This is a genomic window from Komagataeibacter sucrofermentans DSM 15973 (assembly GCF_040581405.1).
GTDB lineage: Bacteria > Pseudomonadota > Alphaproteobacteria > Acetobacterales > Acetobacteraceae > Komagataeibacter > Komagataeibacter sucrofermentans.
On sequence record NZ_CP137157.1, the window covers coordinates 2,761,687 to 2,781,893 of the forward strand.

Here is a 20,207-nt window from a genome sequence, read left to right on the forward strand (position 1 = left end):
TACCGATAGGTCAATTCAGGTTTTCCGATCCGTATCCGAGGTAACAGAATGTCCGCACCGCATGATAACAGGCTCCGCGCCCTTACACATGAAGATGCCGACTTCTGGGCGGATGTGGTGGATAATGTCCTTATTGTTGCGATCACTGACCGCAAGGGCGTCATTACATACGTCAATGACAAGTTCTGTGAGATCAGCCAGTATTCCCGCGAGGAACTGCTTGGTCATACCCACCGCATCCTGAACTCGGGCGAGCACGGGAAGGCCTTCTTCCGCGAGATGTACCAGACCCTGTTCTCAGGCCGGACCTGGTATGGCAACCTGTGCAACCGCGCCAAGGATGGCAGCCATTACTGGGTCGCCACCACCATCATGCCGCACCGCAATGCGAAGGGCGAGATCACCGGTTTCGTGGCCAGCCGGTTTGAAATCACGGAACTGATGAACACCAAGGTCCGGCTCAAGAAACAGGCCGCGACCGATATGCTGACCGGGCTGCTCAACCGTGGCGGCTTCAATGCCAGCCTGGTCACGGCGCTCGAGAACGCCAAGCGCCCGCACCCCGAGCCGCAGGCGCTGGTCATGTTCGATCTTGACGGGTTCAAGCCTGTCAATGACATCCATGGCCACCATGCGGGTGACGAGGTGCTCAAGGTGATCGCGCAGCGCCTGATCGAGCTGATCGGCCCCGATGACGCGATCAGCCGCCTTGGTGGCGATGAGTTCGCCATCATCCTGCGCCACAGCCTCAAGCTCATGCCGCTCGAGACCATCCTGACCAAGGTGCAGAACCTGCTTGAAGAGCCGATCATGCTGGAAAGTGCCACGGTGCGCATTTCCGGCAGCATCGGGGCCACGCCGATCACGGCGGCGGACACGCTTGAGGGCCTGCAGAAAAACGCCGATGTGGCGGTCTATGCTGCCAAGCAGTCGGGCGGCAAGCAGGCGCGCATGTTCACGCCCAGCCTGCACAAGACCACGATGGAGCGGGCCAAGATCCTGACCGAGGCCCGCAAGGGCGTGGAACTCAGGCAGTTCGAGGTTTACTACCAGCCCATACTGAACGCGCGCACGGGCCGCATCGAGCAGGCGGAAGCGCTGATGCGCTGGCACCACCCCGATCGGGGCCTGCTCTCCGCGGGCGCATTTACCGATGTATTTGCCGACTCGGCCCTGGCTCAGATCATGGAGACGCACCTTGTGCAGTCCTTCCATGACGATATCCAGAAATGGAAGGAAGCGGGCCTGCCCAGCCTGCGGCTGGCGGTCAACCTGTCGCATCTGGACCTGCTCAACCTTGAGCAGCAGATCGACCTGTTCAGCGAGATCCGTGAGCTCAACCTTGAACCCTCTACCTTCATGCTGGAAGTGACCGAGCAGATGCTGCAGGGGCGACGGGCGGAAAAAAGCCGCCTGCGCCTGCGTGCGCTTGCGGAAGACGGGTTTGGCCTGGCCATGGACAATTTCGGTTACGGCACGGTCCGCCTGTCCACCCTGCGCGAACTGCCGCTCCAGTCGCTCAAGCTTGACCGCTGCCTCGTGCGCGACATCGCCACCGACGCGGAAGCCCGGAACCTGCTCGCCGCCCTCATCAAGCTCGGCCACGGCTATAACCTGGCCGTAACGGTGGAAGGCGTGGAAACGCAGGAGGAATTCGACACCGTGCGCGCGCTGGGTGTGGATTACGTGCAGGGCTTCTTCATCTCACGCGCGGTTTCGGCCACGGAACTGATCCGCATCACCCAGCGCGATGCGTGGAACCCGACGAAGAAGACGACGACCTGAGGGATATCCCCTGCCCTGCCGTTTTTTAAGAGCCAGAAATCATAAGGACGTTTTTGGTGAAGCTTTTTTCAAAAAGCTTCGAAGAACGCCGCCTTTTTGAAAAAAGGCGGCATCCAAAAACTTCTTTTTAGCATTCATAAAAAAACCCACCCGGTAATCCTGTTACCGGGTGGGTTTTCTGTTGCGGCGGCCGCTCAGATATGGATGGCGCGCTTGTCCACATCGAGGGCTGCTTCCTTCACCGCCTCGCTCAGCGTGGGGTGAGCGTGGCAGGTACGGGCAATATCCTCCGACGAGGCGCCAAACTCGATCGCCATGGTGCATTCGGCAATCAGTTCGCCCGCCATCGGGCCGATAATGTGCACGCCAAGCACCTGGTCGGTGGTGGAGTCGGCCAGAACCTTCACGAACCCGTCGGTCATGCCGATGGCGCGCGCGCGGCCATTGGCGGTGAAGGGAAATTTGCCAACCTTGTAGGCAACGCCCTCTTCCTTCAGGTTCTCCTCGGTCTTGCCCACGGTCGCCACTTCCGGCCACGTATAGACCACGGCAGGGATCGCGCCGTAATTCACATGGCCTGCCTGACCTGCCAGCAGCTCGGCTATGGCAACGCCTTCTTCCTCGGCCTTGTGAGCCAGCATGGGGCCAGCAATCACATCACCAATGGCATAGATGCCGGGCACGCTGGTGGCGTAATGCGCGTCGGTCACGATGCGGCCGCGCTTGTCGAGCTCGATGCCCGCTTCTTCCAGCCCGAAGCCCTTGCTCGCCGCCGTGCGGCCAATGGCCAGCAGCACAACATCGGCTTCCAGCGTTTCAGCCGCGCCACCCTTGGCGGGTTCCACGCTCAGGGTCACGCCCTTGGGGCCTTTCTCGGCCTTGGTCACCTTGTGGCCGAGCTTCATCTTGAGGCCCTGCTTGGTCAGGATGCGCTGGAAGGTCTTGGCCACCTCGTTATCGGTGCCCGGAACCAGACGGTCGAGATATTCGATTACCGTCACATCCGCACCAAGGCGGTGCCACACGCTGCCCAGCTCAAGGCCGATCACGCCGCCGCCAATCACCACCAGCTTTTTGGGAACACTGGAAAGCTCAAGCGCGCCGGTGGAGGTGACGATCTGCTTTTCATCCACATCCACGCCCGGCAGGCCCGCGCTGTCGCTGCCGCTGGCAATGACGATGTGCTTAGCCGTAACCGGCTTACCATCAACCGTGATGCGGCCCGTACCTTCAACCTTGCCGGTGCCCTTGAGCCAGGTAACCTTGTTCTTCTTGAACAGGAACTCCACGCCCTTCACGTTGGCATCGACCACGGACTGCTTGCGCGCCATCATCTTCGCCAGATCCAGCTTCACGCTGTCGATGATGATGCCCATCTCGCCATATTCATCCTTGGCGGCATGGAAATTCTCGGACTGCTGCAACAGCGCCTTGGACGGGATACAGCCCACATTGAGGCAGGTGCCCCCAAGGGTCGCGCGCTTTTCCACGCACGCCACCCTGAAGCCAAGCTGGGCTGCGCGAATGGCGCACACATACCCGCCGGGGCCTGCGCCGATCACGATCACGTCGTAATCCGTCTCGGATGGCGCCTCGACCGCAGGCGTGGGCGCGGCAGCCGGGGCGGGTGTGGCAGGCGCAGCAGCCTGTGCAGGCTTGGCGGCAGGAGCCGGAGCCGCCTTGGCACCGCCAGCACCCGGCGTAAGGGTGGTCAGCACGGTGCCGACCTCGACCTCGTCACCTTCGTTTACGGCATGCGCGCCGAGCACGCCTGCCTGCGGGGCGGGCACTTCCACGCTGACCTTGTCGGTTTCCAGCTCGGCGATCGGGTCATCGGCATTGACCGCATCACCGGGCTGCTTGAGCCATTTGGCGACCGTGGCCGTGGTCACGCTCTCGCCCAGCGTGGGCACCTTGATATCGATTGTCATGTCTTGTCAGTCCTGCTTGCTATGCGGTTGCGCGTATGGGCCGCGACACAAACGCGGCCCCGGCAGGCATCAGACCTGCAGCAGCAGACGGCGCGGATCTTCCACGTTCTGCTTGACGCGCACAAGGAAGCTGACCGCCTCCTTGCCATCCACGATCCGGTGGTCGTAGGTCAGCGCGATATACATCATCGGGCGGATCACCACCTGCCCGTTCACCGCCATCGGGCGCTCCTGGATGGCATGCATGCCAAGGATGGCCGACTGCGGCGCGTTGATGATGGGCGTGGACATGAGCGAGCCATAGATGCCGCCATTGGTGATCGAGAACGTGCCACCTGACAGTTCATCGATCTTGAGCGTGCCTTCGCGCGCCTTCTTGCCAAAGCCTGCGATGGCGCTTTCGATCTGGGCAAAGCCCATCTTGTCGGCATCGCGGATCACGGGCACGACCAGCCCGTTGGGGCCACCCACGGCAATGCCGAGGTTGACGAACTCGCGGTAGATCACGTCATCGCCGTCGATCTCGGCATTGATGGCCGGGAATTCCTGCAACGCCGCAATGACCGCACGGCTGAAGATGGACATGAAGCCCAGCTTCACGCCGTTATGCTTCTTGATGAACAGTTCCTTGTATTCGGCGCGCATCTGCATCACCGCCGACATGTCCACCTCGTTGAAGGTGGTGAGCAGGGCCGCGGTGTTCTGCGCGTCCTTGAGGCGGCGGGCGATGGTGCGGCGCAGGCGCGTCATCTTCACGCGCTCTTCACGCGGGTCGTCCTGACGCGGCGGGCGCGGGGCGGCAGCGGGGGCTGCCGTACGCGGCTGCGCCAGGAAGCTCTGCACGTCGCCCTTGGTGATGCGCCCGTCCTTGCCCGTGCCGGTGCCGACCTGGGCGGGCGTTACACCCTGCTCGGCCATGACCTTGCGCGCGGCGGGGAAGGCCACGTTGGCCGCGCCCTGCGCCGCCACATCAGACGGCGGGGTGGCCGGACGCGCCACCGGGCCCGGGGTTGCGGGCTGGGCCTGCACGCCAGCGGGGGCGGCTTCCTTTTTTGGCGCGGGGGCTGCGGCAGCCTTGGGGGCGGCGCCACTACCGGCCTCGATGGTGGACAGCACGGTGCCGACTTCCACTTCAGCGCCTTCGGGCACCAGCAGCGGGCCAAGCACGCCAGCCTGCGGGGCGGGCACTTCCACACTGACCTTGTCGGTTTCGAGTTCCACCAACGGGTCATCCTCGTTCACGGCGTCACCCGGCTGCTTGAGCCACTTGGCGATGGTTGCCGTGGTTACGCTTTCACCCAGTGTCGGTACCTTGATCTCGGCGGACATTTCCTGTTTCCCAATCCCTTGGCCGCCCCTGCCCCAACCGGGCTGCGGGGCGGCCGCATTCGTTATCTGGGGTGCGACCGGCAGGCCGCCCCCATGTTATGTGTGCTCTATCCAGCCTGTATCAGGCGCTGACGCCCAGCGCCTTGTTCACCAGCGCCGCCTGCTCGGCCACATGCACCTTGGCAAGGCCCGTGGCCGGGCTTGCAGCCGCAACCCGCCCCACAAAGGTCGGGCGCGTGCTCTTGTGACCAATATCGGTCAGCACGCCCTCGATCAGGCGATCGACAAAGGTCCAGCCGCCCATGTTCTCGGGTTCTTCCTGGCACCAGATCACCTTGGCCTGTTTGTAGCGGGCCAGTTCCTCGCCCAGCATCTTGCCGGGGAAGGGATAGAACTGCTCGAGGCGCAGGATTGCGACGTTATCGAGCTTGCGCTCACGGCGCTCGGCCAGCAGGTCGTAATAGACCTTGCCCGAGCAGATCACCACGCGGTCCACCTTGTCGGGGGCGGCGATCGGGTCGATCTCGCCAATGACCGGCAGGAAGCGCGTGCCCGGCCCGAAATCCTTGAGTTCCGACACCGCCAGCTTGTGGCGCAGCAGGGACTTCGGCGTCATGATGATCAGCGGCTTGCGGTAGTCGAGGAACAGCTGGCGGCGCAGCGCATGGAAGTAGTTGGCCGGCGTGGTGATGTTGCACACCCGCATGTTGTTCTCGGCGCAAAGCTGCAGGTAGCGCTCGAGGCGGGCGGAGGAATGCTCCGGCCCCTGCCCTTCATAGCCATGCGGCAGCAGCATCACGAGGCCCGACATGCGCAGCCACTTGGTCTCGCCCGAGGCAATGAACTGGTCGATGATGACCTGCGCGCCGTTGGCGAAGTCACCGAACTGCGCCTCCCACAGCACCAGCGCGTTGGGGTCGGCCAGCGAGTAGCCGTATTCAAAGCCCAGCACGCCAAATTCGGATAGCAGCGAGTTGTAGATCTCGATGGCCGCCTGGTCCTTGGCGATGTTGTTGAGCGGCACGTAGGTGTTCTGGTTCACCTGGTCGATTAGCACCGCATGGCGCTGGCTGAAGGTGCCGCGCTGGCAGTCCTCGCCCGAGAGGCGGACATGATGTTTGTCGAGCAGCAGCGTGCCAAAACCCAGCGCTTCGCCCGTGGCCCAGTCGATGCCTGCGCCGGTCTCGAACATCTTCGCCTTGGCCTTGAGCTGGCGGATGATCTTGGGGTTGGCGTTGAAATCATCGGGCACATGGGCCAGCGATGCGCCGACTTCCTTCAGCCGGTCGATGGCGACACCGGTTTCAGGCGCGGGCAGGGTCGTGTCGACCGGCGGCGGCTTGAGGCCTTTCCATGCGCCTTCCAGCCAGTCGGCCTTGTTGGGCTTGTAGCCCTGGGCTGCCTGATAGGCCTGCTCGAGCTTGTTGTGGAAGCCATCCCACTCGGCGGTGACCTCGGCTTCGGTCAGCACGCCTTCACGCACCAGGCGGTCGGAATACAGCGTGCGGATGGTCGGGCGCGCCGCGATGGCCTTGTACATGGTGGGCTGGGTGAATGACGGCTCATCGGACTCGTTATGGCCGTGGCGGCGGTACCCCACGATGTCGAGCACCACGTCGGATGCGAACTTCTGGCGGAACTCGGCAGCAAGGCGCGAACAGTAGATCACCGCCTCCGGCTCGTCGCCATTGACGTGCAGGATCGGCGCCTGCACCGCCTTGGCCACGTCCGTGCAGTACAGGCCCGAGAAGGAATGGACCGATACGGTGGTGAACCCGATCTGGTTATTGACCACGACATGGATCGTGCCGCCGGTGCGGTAGCCGATCAGCTGCGACATGGCCAGCGTTTCATACACGATGCCCTGCCCCGCGAAGGCCGCATCACCATGCAGCAGCACACCCATGTGGCGGCCGCGCTGGTGGGGGTCGTCATCATCCTGCGTGGCCCTCACCTTGCCGATCACGACCGGATCGACCGCCTCGAGATGCGAGGGGTTGGGCTGGAGCGAGATGTGCACGGGGGTGCCGCCAATCTCGACATCGGTGGAGGTGCCGAGATGGTATTTCACATCACCCGAGCCCTGCACGTCGTCAGGCCTGAAGGACACGCCGGCGAATTCACTGAAGATGGCGGTGTAGGGCTTGCGCACGATGTTGACGAGCGTGTTCAGACGCCCGCGATGCGGCATGCCGATGGCCACCGAGCGCACGCCGCCCTGTGCCGCCTGGTCAATGATGGCGTGCAGCGCGGGGATGGTCACGTCCTCGCCCTCAAGGCCGAAGCGCTTGGTGCCGACATAACGCTTCTGGCAGAAGGACTCGAAGCCCTCCGCCTCGGTCAGCTGCTGCAGGATGACCTTTTTCTGCTCGGGTGTCGCACCCTTGCGCCAGTTATCGCCCTCAAGCCGCGCCTGCACCCACATGCGCTGCTCGGGGTCCTGGATGTGCATGAACTCGGCGCCGATCGGCCCGCAATAGACCGCGCGCAGGGCATCGAGCACCTGGTTGATGGTGGCGGTGTCCGAACCGATCAGGCTGGCGACGATATGGCCAAGATAGATCGGGCGGTCGCAGTCCTTGGGGCCAAAGCCGTAGGTGGCGGGGTCGAGATCCGCATGGGGCTTGGGCACCTGCAGGCCGAGCGGATCGAGCCGCGCCTCGAGGTGGCCGCGCACGCGGAAGGCGCGGATGAGCTGGGTCGCACGCAGGCTGTCATCAGCCGCCGCCTTCAGGCTCTCCGCCGTAACGCCCGCCGCCTTGCCATTGGGCAGAGGAGCCGGTTCATCGCCGGTGATGATATGCGGGCGCGGCGCCCAGGAGGCCCCTTCCGCATCATGAACGATTTCGGTGCCTTCCTCATGCAGTTCCTGGAACAGGGAGGCAAAGGAAGGATCGACGCTGTTGGGATCGGCCACCCAGCGCGCATACAACTCGGCCAGATAGGCCGTATTGGCGCCGCTGAATGCGGTCGAAAGAATATCTACGCCCGCCATATTGAAGACATCTCCTCGCTGGCGGCCTTTGTGGCCGCGCTATTTCCGGATCCGGCCTGAAACGGCAGCCGGCCCGATTTGTATCGCTACCCTAGCCGCACCCTTGCCGGGATGCCGCCATCATTCATCAGGATCAGGTCTGCTTGCCGCGCATACTGACATTTTCGTGCCTGACCCGTGATGGCGGGGCATGGCGCTGCAAAACATCACTTTCTGCGGCATGGCTCCCGGCTGATGCGAACTTGCCCATACCCAAGCAAAGACCGCACGGCTTGCCTACCGCCCCGGCAGTCACACCATCGCCATAACCGTCACGATGGCGTGACCCTTCCGCCGTTTTTACCCATCATGCGTTGAGGTGCGGCAACTGCATGTAGGCCGCACTCTGCATCTCCTCGAGGCGGGAAGCCGTGCGCTCGAACGCGGTCGCCCCCTGCCCTTTGGCATAGATGGCATCGGGGCGGTCCTCGGCGGAGGCAAACAGCTTGACGTTCTGTTCGTACAGCGTGTCGATCAGCACGATGAAGCGTCGCGCCTCGTCAAAATTGTCCGGCCCCATGCGCGGCACGCCATCGAGCACGAGGTTGGGGAAGCGCGTGGCCAGTGCCAGGTAATCACCCGCGCCGAGCGGCCTGCCGCACAGATCGGCAAAGCTGAACCGCGCAACCGGGCCTGCCGCGCGCGCAACCCTGAGCGGGCGGCCCATGATGTCGAGGGTTACGGGCACGACCGGCGCGCCATCGGCCAGGCGGCCAAAGATCGAGTCGAGTTCCTTTGTCGCCGCCGCATCGACGGGGATGATCCATGTCTGCATGCCCGGTGCGTTGCCCCGGCGGTAATCACGCGGGGAATCGAGGATGACGGTATCGACCTCCTTGAGGATCGCGGCGATGAAGGGCTTGAACGCATCGGCGCCGGGCCGGTCCTGAAACAGGTCCTCGGGCTTCGTGTTGGATGTGGCGACCACCACCACGCCATCGGCGAACAGGTAGTCGAACAGGCGGCCAAGGATCATGGCGTCCGCGATGTCATTGACCTGGAATTCATCAAAGCACAGCAGCCACGCCTCCTGCGCGATCTGGCGGGCAAGCGGGGGAATGGGATCGGACAGGTCGGGGTCGGCTTCCTTCATGTCATGTAGGCGCTGGTGCACATCCTGCATGAAGCGGTGGAAATGCACCCGGCGCTTGTGCTCGACCGGGGCGAGGCTGAAGAACAGGTCCATCAGCATGGTTTTGCCACGCCCCACCTGCCCCACCATGTACACGCCGCGCGGCCGGGGCTGCGCCTGCGCCGGCCTGCCCGCGAGGCCAAGCCGCGCCTTCAGCCCGCCAAGCCAGCCACTCGCGGGCGGGGCGGACTGGACCACGGGGTGGTAGTCGCGCAGTTCGCGCCAGAGCTGGTCGAGCCTGCGGGCGGCTTTTTCCTGCTCGGGGTCGCGGTCAAGACGGCCTGAAGCCACGCGGGCCTCATAGGCGGCGAAGGGGCCGGTGCCTGCGGGCAGCGCCGCAGCGGACAGGCGGGCGGGGGCAATATCGGTGTTCATGATATTTTGGCGATAGTCCGTTCAAAAACCCCCAGCAAGGCCCCGATCTCGCCAAACTGTGTCATGACAGGGGTTCTCTCCATCTGGTGAACTCAAACCCCATCATATGGAGGATTTGTGATGACTGACTGGAACGCCTACCGCGCCCATCTTGGCGAGTCCATCGGTGCGTTTGCCACCCTTTCACCCGGCACGCTCAAGGGACTCCAGACCCTCGACCGGGCAGGGGCCGAAACCGGCCACCTCGATGCCAAGACCCGCGAACTCATCGCGCTGGCCGTGGCCGTGACCACACGGTGCGACGGGTGCATCTCCGTCCATTCCGCCGCGGCGGTCAAAGCCGGAGCCACGAAGGCGGAAATTGCCGAGGCGCTGGGCGTTGCCGTGGCGCTGAACGCAGGGGCCGCCGCGGTCTATTCCAGCCGCGTGCTCGATGCGGTGGATACGCTCAAGCCCTGATCCGCGCGATCACTTGCGGGTGAAGGCAACTGGTCCTAGTCTGGCGCATATTGGCTTTCTGGCCCGATGACCGGGGCCGTTTTCACCCGCGTGCTTGCAGAGATGGCATGATCCAACCCGTCACCCCCGACTATGCGGCACTTGAAGCGACGCCCGTCGCAACCACGCCCTTTGCCCATGTGGTGGTGCCGCATTTCATCACGCCCGCCGACCTGCGCGCACTGGCCACGAGCATGCCCGACATCCGCTCGGGCGGGTCGTTTCCGCCCGCGGCACTCAGCCTGTCACCGCTCATGGCGGGGCTGGTGGCGGAGCTGGAAGGGCCACGCCTGCGGCAGGCCATCGCCACCAAATTCGATCTCGACCTTGATGCCGCCCCCACCATGCTGACCCTGCGCGGGCGCACGCGGGCAAAGGACGGGCGCATCCACCGCGATTCCGACAGCAAGCGCGTGACCGTGCTGCTCTACCTCAACCCTGCCGATGAGGCCGCCTGGGCGCGGCATGAAGGCTGCCTGCGCCTGTTGCGCAACGGGCATGACCTTGAGGATTTCGCCGCCGAGATCCCGCCCGTCAACGGCACGCTGCTCATCTTTCCCAACGGGCCGGACACATGGCATGGACACCGGCAGTATGTCGGCCCGCGCCATACCATCCAGCTCAATTACATGACCAATGACACCCGCGCGCGCAACGAACTGCGTCGCCACCGGTTATCCGCCCTGACCAAGCGGTTGCCCTGGGTGGCCTGAACACGGCCCGGGCCATTGTTTCGCCACGCGGGGCGCCTATCGTGCCCCCGTTCTTCGCCTTCACGATACGCCGAGGTACTCAAAGCCCATGAAGCTGCGTAAACTTACTGCTTCCCTCCTGTCAGCCAGCTTCGCCCTTGGGCTGCTGGCCACCGCCGTGCCTGCGGCTCATGCCCAGCCCTGGCGTGGCGGACCCGGCCCCGGACCTGGCCCCGGCTGGCATGGTGGCCCGCCGCATGGCGGCGGTTGGCATGGCGGATGGCGCGGCGGTGGCCGCCGTGGTGGCGGCGCGGGGCTGGCCGTGGGCAGCGGCATTGCAGGCCTCGCGGTTGGGGCCATGCTGGGCAGCGCGTTGGCCGAGCGGGGGGCCGCCCCGCCGCCGCCCGCCTATTACCCCGCGCCGCCCCCGCCGCCCCCGCCGCCAGCCTATTACCCCTATGGCGGCGGTTACTGACCGCCTGACATCCCACGCATCCACTCTCTCCCGCGAAGGAAAATATACAACATGATGTTCCGCCGGTTTCTCCCCGCTGCCGCCCTGCTGATGCTGCCCGCCATGGCCATGGCTGCCGACCCGCAGCCTGCGGCCCCCGCAGCGCAGGGCACGCCCAGCTCGACCGCATCACTCGCCCACACCCCGCGCGACCCCGCCCCCGATGAGGTCGAGGCCCACATCAAGGCCCTGCATGACGAGCTGGGCATCACCAAAAAGCAGGAAGCCCTGTGGACGCCGTTCGCGCAGGACATGATGGACAACGCCCAGCGCCTGCATGACGCCATCGAGGCCCGCCGCGACAAGCTGCCCAAGATGAACGCGGTGGAAAACATGCAGTCCTATGCCGACCTCGTGGCCGAGCGCGCGCATGACATGCAGACGCTCAACAGCGCATTTGCCCCGCTTTATGACAGCTTCTCCAAAAAGCAGCGCAAGCATGCCGATACCCTGTTCGTTCAGGGCGACAGCGAGCATGCCGAGAAGCAGCAGGAACGTGCTGCCGCAGCACAGGGCGCGACAACAGCCGCCCCCGCCGCGCAGTAACCAACTGCGCCACAGGCATGAAAAAAAGCCCGCGCCATGATGGCGCGGGCTTTTTTATTATGTGAAAAAGTTTTTGAAGCTTTTTTCAAAAAGCTTTGGAAGAACGCCGCCTTTTTAAAAAAAGGCGACGCCCAAAAACTTCTGTTTTTTCAGGCTTTATCCAACGGGTACCAGGCCCGCCCGTCACGCGCGAGCAACGCATCCGCGCCCTTGGGGCCGGTAGCGCCTGCTTCATACAGTTCGGGGCCTGTGCTGTCCTGCGCCCAGGCCTGCAGCACCGGATCGACCGCCTTCCATGCCGCCTCGATATTGTCAGCGCGCTGGAACAGGGTCTCATCACCCATCAGGCAGTCATAAAGCAGGGTCTCGTAGCCCACATTGGGTGACTTGGTGAACACGTCCTCATACCGGAAGCGGGCCTGCACGTCGGTCAGGTCCATTTCCGGCCCCGGCTTTTTCGCGCCAAGCTCCACCGTCAGCCCCTGGGCTGGCTGGATGTTGAGGATGATGCGGTTGGGCGGCAGGTTCCCGGTCTCGGTATCGCGGAACATCAGCATCGGCGGCTTGCGGAACTGCACCACCACCTCCGTGCGGCGCCCGCCCAGCCCCTTGCCGGTGCGCAGGTAGAACGGCACGCCCGCCCAGCGCCAGTTCTCGACATGCAGCTTGAGCGCCACATAGGTCTCGGTATTGCTGTGGGGGGCCACGCCGGGGCTTTCGCGGTAGCCCACCATGGGTTTGCCCTCCACCGTGCCGGCTGCGTACTGGCCGCGCACGGCGTCTTTCGGGTCAATGGGGGTTACGGCCTCGAACAGCTGCTCCTTGGCATTGCGCACGCTCTCGGCATCAAAGGTGTTGGGCGGCTCCATCGCCACCATGGCGAAAAGCTGGAACAGGTGGTTGGGCACCATGTCGCGCAGCGCGCCGGTGGGCTCATAGAACGCGCCGCGCTGCTCCACGCCAATGGTCTCGGCGGCGGTGATCTCGATATGATCGACATATTCGTTGCGCCACAGCGGCTCGAAGATCAGGTTGCCGAATCGCATGGCGAGAATGTTCTGCACCGTCTCCTTGCCCAGGAAGTGGTCGATGCGGAACACCTGCGACTCGTCAAGCACCGAGAGCACGCGGCGATTGAGTTCTTTCGCGGAGGCGAGATCGGAGCCAAACGGCTTTTCAATCACCACCCGGCGGAAGGCGCCATCCTTCTGCGCCACGACTCCGGCGGCACCCAGCGTTTCCACCACGGTGGCGAAAAAGCGCGAGGGGATGGCAAGGTAGAAGATGGCATTGGCGGGCAACTGGCTGCCGAGATTGCGGATGGCATCAACATCGCTGAAATCCGACTTCACGTATTCCATCCGCTGCGCCAGCCAGTCCCACTGCGCGGCATTGATGCTGGCGGGGTGGAATTCGGCATTGGGGTCGTGGGTAAAGGACTGCATCATGGCATTCAGTCCGTCGCGCCACGCAGCGGTGGTGCTGTCCACCCGGTCCACCCCGATCACGCGGAAATCCGGATGCAGCAGGCCGCTGCCCACCAGATTGTACAGCGCAGGCACCAGCAGGCGCTTGGTCAGGTCGCCATGCGCGCCAAATATGACCAGCGTGCACGGCGGCGCGCGGTGCGCGCCTGCGGGGGTGACCGGCAATACCGTGCCGGGCGTTGCGGAAATATCAGTTGGTGAGGCCATGATCTCTCTAACCGTCCTTGCCTGCGCGGCCGCGGGTGAGGCCACAAAGGCCCCCCACGCACGGGCGCGATGGGTCAAGCGTGCCTCGGGCACGCGGTACGCCACAAGGCCTATCACCGCATGGAAGCCGCCACCTTGACCTGCCCCCGATTCGATTCCCCCGTTTGGGGCGGCACAGGCTGCTTGCACGTTGGCGGCACAGGCTCTAGGTGTGCCTACAGTGACGGAAAACGGCCCGTTCCGCGCGAATGGACCGGCATGACAGGACAGGAAAGAAGATTATGGGTTACCGCGTTGCGGTGGTGGGCGCCACCGGTGCTGTGGGGCGCGAAATCCTCAAGACTCTGGCCGAGCGCCAGTTCCCTGTGGATGAGATCGTGGCCCTCGCCTCCGCCCGTTCGGCGGGCAAGGAAGTCTCGTTTGGCGATAAAAAGGTGCTCAAGGTGCAGAACCTCGAGACCTTCGACTTCACCGGCTGGGATGTGGCCCTCTTCTCGCCCGGCGGCGCGGTCTCGGCCGTGCATGCGCCGCGCGCGGCCAAGGCTGGCTGCATCGTGATCGACAACACATCCCACTTCCGCATGGAACCGGATGTGCCGCTCGTGGTGCCCGAGGTCAATCCCAACGATGTGAAGAAGGCGAAGCGCGGCATCATTGCCAACCCGAACTGCTCGACCATCCAGATGGTGGTTGCCCTCAAGCCGCTGCACGACCTGTTCACAATCAGGCGCGTGGTGGTGGCCACCTACCAGGCGGTTGCGGGCGCGGGCAAGAGCGGCATGGACGAGCTGTTCAACCAGGCGCGTGGCAGCCTTGTGGGCGACCCGCTCAAGGCCGAGCAGTTCACCAAGCAGATCGCGTTCAACTGCATTCCCCATATCGACCGCTTCATGGATGATGGCGCGACGAAGGAAGAGTGGAAGATGACGGTCGAGACCCGCAAGATCCTCGACCCCGACATCGCGGTTTTCGCCACCTGTGTGCGGGTGCCGGTGTTCATTGGCCATGCCGAGGCCATTACCGTTGAATTCGAGGAACCCGTTGATCTTGCACGTGCCCGCGAGGCCCTGCGCGAGGCACCCGGCGTGGTGCTGCACGACAAGCGCGAGGATGGCGGCTACGCCACCCCGCTCGAGATCGTGGGCGAGGATGCGACCTATGTCTCGCGCCTGCGCATCGACCCCACCGTGCCCAACGGACTCGGCTTTTGGTGCGTGGCCGACAACCTGCGCAAGGGCGCTGCCCTGAACGCGGTGCAGATTGCCGAAACCATGGTCGCCCTCGACCTGCTCGGACACTGAAGGACGGGCCTGTGATGGCGGTGCAGCGCGGCTGTACCGCCACCACGGCGGGGGTGGCGTCTCTCAACCTCGTGTTCCCCGCCTGCGTTGACCCCGCCCGCCGCGCGGCGTAGGACCGAATTCAGACAAGGCGACGGAACAAACCGAAGCCATAACAGGGAAATTGACGAGACGACCATGCAGGATGTCCGTGATGCGCTCTATGTAGGGCAGCGAAGCGACGGAACTCTGACCAGGCGGCCTATGTCCCCACACCTCCAGGTCTACCGCTTCCGTCTTTCCATGTTCCTTTCAATCGCGAACCGCGCTGCTGGTGTCGCCGCCGCAGGCGGTTCGGCACTTGGCCTGTGCTGGATCAGCGCGGCGGCAAAGGGACCAAAATCTTTCAGCAAGGTCCAGAAAGTGACCGGCAACCCGCTTGGCCAGATGCTGATGGCAGGCTGGGCGCTGGCTCTGGTCTACCACTTCGTGGCAGGGCTGCGCCATCTGGCGTGGGATAGCGGCTATCGCTTCTCCAAAAAGGAAATCAACGAGGATGGGCCGGTTGCCGTGGGTGTAACACTCGGCACCACGGCAGCCCTTGTTGCCGGTATCGTTGGCGTTGCGATCTGTCGCTCCCGCAAGAAGGCATCCTGACCATGAGCAATCCAAAGAAGCCACATGTCACGGTCATGCGCTCGCAGCTTTCGCGCGCACGGGGCCTGGGTTCGGGGCAGGCCGGTGTCGGCCACTGGTGGGCCGAGCGCGCCTCGGCGGTGGCCCTCGTGCCGCTGTCGGGCTGGTTCGTGATCCAGGTGTTCCGCCTTGCTGGCGCATCACAGCCGGAAGTGGCGAAGTGGGGCGCGCGCCCCTTCAACACCACCATGATGCTGTCGCTGGTGATCCTGACCTTCTATCACACCCAGCTTGGGCTGCAGGTCATCATTGATGACTATGTGCACGGCAAGGCGCACCTGCCTGCTGGCCTGCTGATGAAGGGGATCGTCTTCCTTCTGGGTCTGTTCGGCACGGTTTCCGTACTGAAGCTGGCGCTGGCCGGCAGCAGCCGGAGCACGATCGCCGCGGGCTGAAGCCCGCGCAATCGCCTGAGCAGAACATGACATTCGCGGACCGGCGGGCCGCACCCGCGGCCGGCCGTCCGAACGAGCATCGGGACACGTCCAAGAAATGAACGCGACCACTTCACCACTCACCGGCTCCTACAGGATCGTTGACCACGCATATGACGTGGTTGTCGTAGGCGCTGGTGGCTCCGGCCTGAGGGCCACGCTGGGCATGGGGGCCGCTGGCCTCAAGACCGCCTGCGTGACCAAGGTTTTCCCCACACGCAGCCACACCGTCGCAGCGCAGGGCGGCATTGGCGCATCGCTTGGCAACATGGCCGAGGATAACTGGCGCTGGCACATGTACGACACCGTAAAGGGGTCGGACTGGCTGGGCGATCAGGACGCCATCGAATACATGTGCCGCGAGGCCGTGCCCGCCGTGCAGGAACTCGAGCACATGGGCGTGCCGTTTTCACGCACGGAAGATGGCAAGATCTACCAGCGCCCCTTCGGTGGCCACATGCGCAATTATGGCGAGGCCCCGGTGCCCCGCGCCTGCGCCGCCGCCGACCGCACGGGCCATGCCATCCTGCACACGCTGTACCAGCAGTGCCTGAAGCATAACGTCGAATTCTTTGTCGAATACTTCGCCATCGACCTGATCATGGATGAAGACGGCACATGCCGTGGCGTGATGGCCTGGTGCCTGGAAGATGGCACGCTGCACCGCTTCCGCGCGCAGAAGGTGGTTCTGGCCACCGGCGGCTATGGCCGCGCCTATCATTCGTGCACCTCGGCCCACACCTGCACCGGTGATGGCGGCGGCATGGCCATCCGCGCGGGCATTCCCATGCAGGACATGGAGTTCGTGCAGTTCCACCCCACCGGCATCTTCCCCGCAGGCTGCCTGCTGACGGAAGGCTGCCGTGGCGAAGGTGGCTACCTCACCAACTCCAAGGGCGAGCGCTTCATGGAGCGTTATGCGCCCACCGCCAAGGATCTCGCCTCCCGCGATGTCGTCTCGCGCGCCATGACCATCGAAATCAACGAAGGGCGTGGCTGCGGGCCGGAGAAGAACTACATCATGCTCCATCTCGAGCATCTTGGCCCCGAGATCCTGCATGAGCGCCTGCCCGGCATTTCCGAGACCGCGCGCATCTTCGCGGGCATCGACGTGACCAAGGAGCCGGTGCCGGTCCTGCCCACGGTGCACTACAACATGGGTGGCATCCCCACCAACTACCATGGCGAGGTCATCCGCCCCACGGCTGACGATGTCGATGCGGTAGTGCCCGGCCTGATGGCCGTGGGTGAAGCCGCCTGCGTGTCCGTGCATGGCGCCAACCGCCTTGGCACCAACTCGCTGCTCGACCTTGTGGTGTTTGGCCGCGCCGCCGCCCAGCGCGCCGCCGCCACCATCAAGAGCGAGGAAGTGATCCCGCCGCTGCCCGAAGGCGCGGGCGAGGCCGCGATCGCGCGCTTTGACAGGCTGCGCTACGCCAAGGGCAAGACCCATGTGGCCGACATGCGCTCCAAGCTGCAGCGCACCATGCAAAAGCACGCCGCCGTCTTCCGCAATACCGAAAGCCTGGCGCAGGGTGTGGAGAAGATAAAGGAAATCTGGTCGGAACTGCCCGACATCTCGATCAACGACCGCTCGCTGATCTGGAACAGTGACCTGATGGAAGCGCTCGAGTTCGAGAACCTGCTCGCCAACGCCACCGTGACCATGGCAGGCGCCGATGCCCGCCACGAAAGCCGCGGCGCGCAGGCCCATGACGATTATCCCGATCGTGATGACAAGAACTGGATGAAGCACACCGTCGCCCACATGACCGACGCGGGCGATGTCACGCTGAGCTACCGCCCCGTGCACATGAAAACGCTGACCGACGATGTGCAGGTCTTCCCCCCCAAGAAGCGCGTCTACTGACGTAACGGCGGAAAAGGAACGAGACGATGGTCGAATTCAGACTGCCAAAGAACAGCACGGTGGGCAAAGGCCGCATTTTCACGGCAGCCCCCGGTGCCTCCAATGTCAAGAATTTCCGGATCTATCGCTGGAGCCCGGATGATGACAGCAACCCCGTGGTCGATACCTATGAGATCGACCTCGACAAGATCGGCCCGATGGTGCTCGACGCGCTGATCCACATCAAGAACGATGTGGACTCCACGCTCACCTTCCGCCGCTCGTGCCGCGAGGGCATCTGCGGGTCGTGCGCCATGAACATCGCGGGCGAGAACACGCTGGCCTGCCTCAAGCCCATCCGCGACATCGAGGGCGATATCGCGATCTATCCGCTGCCGCACATGCCGGTTATCAAGGATCTGGTGCCCGACCTTGATGGCGCCTATGCCCAGCTGCGCTCGATCGACCCGTGGCTGAAATCCGATACCGCGCCGCCGCCCGATTCCGAGCGCCGCCAGAGCATTGAGGAACGCGCCGAGCTTGATGGCATGTGGGAGTGCATCCTGTGCTTCTGCTGCTCCACCTCGTGCCCGTCCTACTGGTGGAATGGTGATCGCTACCTCGGCCCGGCAACGCTGCTGGCGGCCTATCGCTGGATTGCCGACAGCCGCGACGAGCATGCGGGCGACCGGCTGGATGCGCTGGAAGATCCGCTCAAGCTCTATGCCTGCCGCACCATCATGAACTGCACCCAGACCTGCCCCAAGGGCCTGAACCCCGCCAAGGCGATTGGCCGGATCAAGGAACTGCAGCTTGAACGCAAGGCGTAAGGGCTTCTTCCTTCATTCGTGATTGACGCGGAAAGCGCTGGATGTGAAAAATCCAGCGCTTTTTTCGTCTCCACCCATTTGAAAGGACAAGGCCGGTGTTTGAGGGAAACCTGTCCACCCCCGCTGGCCGAAGCCGCGCCTGGATCGACAGCCTGTTTGTTGACCACGCCATCCTGCGCCAGACCTGGACCAACTTCCGCACGGTCATTCCCGGCCGGGTCTATCGCTGCAACCACCCCACGCCGTGGCGACTGCGGCTGGCCACGCGCCGCCTGGGCCTGAAAACGCTGGTCAACCTGCGCGGGCACCGCAAATGTGGCTCGGATGCGCTCTCACGCGAGGCAGCCCACGCCCTTGGCCTGCGGCATATCGACATGGCGTTTGAAAGCCGCAACGCCCCCCACCGCGACCGCATCGAGCGCTTTGAGCGCATCTACCGCGATGATATCCGCTTTCCCATGCTCATGCACTGCAAGTCGGGCGCTGACCGCACGGGGCTTGCGGCGGGGCTGGTGATCCTGTTCGAGGGCGGCACGGCCAGGCAGGCGCTACGCCAGCTTTCATGGAAGAACGGGCATTTCAACTCATCACGCACCGGCGTGCTTGATGCGTTCTTCCTGCGCTACGCGGCGGAAGCGGAAGGGCGCATTCCCTTCATGGACTGGGTGCGCACGGAATATGACGAAGACCGCCTGCGCCATGATTTCCGCGCGGGCAGGATCGCGTCCTTCATGACCGATCAGGTGCTGCGGCGGGAATGACAATGGGGAACGCCGGTCATCATAAAAAAGTCTTTGGTGAAGCTTTTTTCAAAAAGCTTTAAAAACACCGTCTTTGTGAAAAACGGGCGGCACCCAAAAACTGTCTCATGATGACAGGCTTACGCTCCCATGGAGCGTACAAGATCCAGCACGCGGCGGCGCGTGCCGCTATCCTCGATTCCGTAATAGGCGCGCACCAGGTCGATCGTCTCGCGGCGCGATAGCAGGGCGAGATCATCGACCGGCATCTCCCCCCTGCTCTCTTCCTTCAGGGCAGGAAGCGGGGCTACGCTGGCCGCAGGCTCAGCCATGCCCGCCACTTCAGCCCCAACACCCGCATCCTGCTCCATGCCACGATCGGGCAGGCCCTCGAAAAAGAAGGCCACCGGCACGTTGAGCACGCAGGCAAGGTCATACAGACGCGACGCACCAACACGGTTGCGGCCACGCTCGTATTTCTGCACCTGCTGGAATGTGAGGCCAAGAGCATTGCCCAACCGCTCCTGTGACATGCCAAGCAGGGTACGGCGCAGGCGGATACGGTTGCCAACATGCACATCCACCGGGTTGGACGCAGCAGACATTTTCCCGATCACAGTAATAGCCTTACCTTTCCTGTCTCACACGGCGCAAACCGCTGGAACGTGCAGATACCCATCAGATGATGGCCGGGCATTAATCTTTTTTAAAGCAAGCCCGAATATAATACATACGCTATTTTCTGTCCTGTCTGCGCCCAAATGAGGCAGGCGTGCATAAAACTTCCCCACCGCGAAAAGCGGAGAAAAATTAGGAAAATATTCATGCATTTTGAATGCACGAATTAA

Annotated in this window: 17 protein-coding genes; 11 read left to right on the plus strand and 6 right to left on the minus strand. The window is 63.6% G+C overall.

What is annotated here, in order from left to right; all coding sequences use genetic code 11:
- Nucleotides 1-48 precede the first annotated feature (48 nt).
- Nucleotides 49-1,785: a bifunctional diguanylate cyclase/phosphodiesterase gene (locus R5N89_RS13045; RefSeq protein ID WP_110569598.1), complete on the plus strand. Its 1,737-nt coding sequence runs from the start codon at nt 49-51 to the stop codon at nt 1,783-1,785.
- Between the two features lie 194 nt (nt 1,786-1,979).
- Here the strand turns inward: R5N89_RS13045 and lpdA are convergent, their stop codons facing one another.
- From lpdA to zapE, 4 genes are all read right to left on the minus strand, one after another.
- Entirely contained in the window at nt 1,980-3,716 is a 1,737-nt protein-coding gene (lpdA, locus tag R5N89_RS13050; protein ID WP_110569599.1) for a dihydrolipoyl dehydrogenase, read from the minus strand.
- 69 nt (nt 3,717-3,785) lie between these two features.
- Nucleotides 3,786-5,045, minus strand: coding sequence for a 2-oxoglutarate dehydrogenase complex dihydrolipoyllysine-residue succinyltransferase (odhB, locus tag R5N89_RS13055; protein ID WP_110569600.1), 1,260 nt, complete (start codon nt 5,043-5,045; stop codon nt 3,786-3,788).
- 121 nt (nt 5,046-5,166) lie between these two features.
- Nucleotides 5,167-8,040 carry a 2-oxoglutarate dehydrogenase E1 component gene (locus tag R5N89_RS13060; RefSeq protein WP_110569601.1) on the minus strand — a complete coding sequence of 958 codons (2,874 nt, stop codon included), beginning with the start codon at nt 8,038-8,040 and terminating at the stop codon, nt 5,167-5,169.
- Nucleotides 8,041-8,386: 346 nt separating this feature from the next.
- Complete coding sequence (gene zapE / locus R5N89_RS13065; protein WP_110569602.1) at nt 8,387-9,586, minus strand: cell division protein ZapE; 1,200 nt, start codon at nt 9,584-9,586, stop codon at nt 8,387-8,389.
- A 120-nt stretch (nt 9,587-9,706) separates the two neighbouring features.
- Between zapE and R5N89_RS13070 the strand changes: the two genes are divergently transcribed.
- The 4 genes from R5N89_RS13070 (at nt 9,707) to R5N89_RS13085 (ending at nt 11,836) form a co-directional block, all read left to right on the plus strand.
- Complete coding sequence (locus tag R5N89_RS13070; RefSeq protein WP_110569603.1) at nt 9,707-10,045, plus strand: carboxymuconolactone decarboxylase family protein; 339 nt, start codon at nt 9,707-9,709, stop codon at nt 10,043-10,045.
- Between the two features lie 107 nt (nt 10,046-10,152).
- On the plus strand, nt 10,153-10,797 hold the full coding sequence (locus R5N89_RS13075; protein WP_110569604.1) for a 2OG-Fe(II) oxygenase: 645 nt from the start codon (nt 10,153-10,155) through the stop codon (nt 10,795-10,797).
- An 88-nt stretch (nt 10,798-10,885) separates the two neighbouring features.
- Nucleotides 10,886-11,251 (plus strand): hypothetical protein, encoded by a 366-nt coding sequence (locus R5N89_RS13080; RefSeq protein ID WP_110569605.1) that lies wholly within the window; start codon nt 10,886-10,888, stop codon nt 11,249-11,251.
- Nucleotides 11,252-11,302: 51 nt separating this feature from the next.
- Entirely contained in the window at nt 11,303-11,836 is a 534-nt protein-coding gene (locus R5N89_RS13085; protein WP_110569606.1) for a Spy/CpxP family protein refolding chaperone, read from the plus strand.
- Between the two features lie 149 nt (nt 11,837-11,985).
- Here R5N89_RS13085 and zwf read toward each other — a convergent pair whose 3' ends face one another.
- Entirely contained in the window at nt 11,986-13,530 is a 1,545-nt protein-coding gene (zwf, locus tag R5N89_RS13090) for a glucose-6-phosphate dehydrogenase (RefSeq protein ID WP_110569607.1), read from the minus strand.
- A 281-nt stretch (nt 13,531-13,811) separates the two neighbouring features.
- Here zwf and R5N89_RS13095 point away from each other — a divergent pair, with 281 nt between their 5' ends.
- The 6 genes from R5N89_RS13095 (at nt 13,812) to R5N89_RS13120 (ending at nt 19,380) form a co-directional block, all read left to right on the plus strand.
- Nucleotides 13,812-14,831, plus strand: a complete 1,020-nt coding sequence (locus tag R5N89_RS13095; protein ID WP_078525753.1) for an aspartate-semialdehyde dehydrogenase — start codon at nt 13,812-13,814, stop codon at nt 14,829-14,831.
- A 243-nt stretch (nt 14,832-15,074) separates the two neighbouring features.
- Complete coding sequence (gene sdhC / locus R5N89_RS13100; RefSeq protein WP_110569608.1) at nt 15,075-15,467, plus strand: succinate dehydrogenase, cytochrome b556 subunit; 393 nt, start codon at nt 15,075-15,077, stop codon at nt 15,465-15,467.
- 2 nt (nt 15,468-15,469) lie between these two features.
- Nucleotides 15,470-15,901, plus strand: coding sequence for a succinate dehydrogenase, hydrophobic membrane anchor protein (gene sdhD / locus R5N89_RS13105; RefSeq protein WP_110569609.1), 432 nt, complete (start codon nt 15,470-15,472; stop codon nt 15,899-15,901).
- Nucleotides 15,902-15,998: 97 nt separating this feature from the next.
- The gene (sdhA, locus tag R5N89_RS13110; protein WP_110569610.1) at nt 15,999-17,810 is read left to right on the plus strand and encodes a succinate dehydrogenase flavoprotein subunit; all 1,812 of its coding nucleotides are present in this window, start codon (nt 15,999-16,001) and stop codon (nt 17,808-17,810) included.
- 26 nt (nt 17,811-17,836) lie between these two features.
- Complete coding sequence (locus R5N89_RS13115) at nt 17,837-18,619, plus strand: succinate dehydrogenase iron-sulfur subunit (RefSeq protein WP_078525748.1); 783 nt, start codon at nt 17,837-17,839, stop codon at nt 18,617-18,619.
- Between the two features lie 95 nt (nt 18,620-18,714).
- On the plus strand, nt 18,715-19,380 hold the full coding sequence (locus tag R5N89_RS13120) for a fused DSP-PTPase phosphatase/NAD kinase-like protein (RefSeq protein WP_110569611.1): 666 nt from the start codon (nt 18,715-18,717) through the stop codon (nt 19,378-19,380).
- 119 nt (nt 19,381-19,499) lie between these two features.
- Here the strand turns inward: R5N89_RS13120 and R5N89_RS13125 are convergent, their stop codons facing one another.
- Nucleotides 19,500-19,964: a helix-turn-helix domain-containing protein gene (locus tag R5N89_RS13125; RefSeq protein ID WP_110569612.1), complete on the minus strand. Its 465-nt coding sequence runs from the start codon at nt 19,962-19,964 to the stop codon at nt 19,500-19,502.
- Nucleotides 19,965-20,207: the final 243 nt, after the last annotated feature.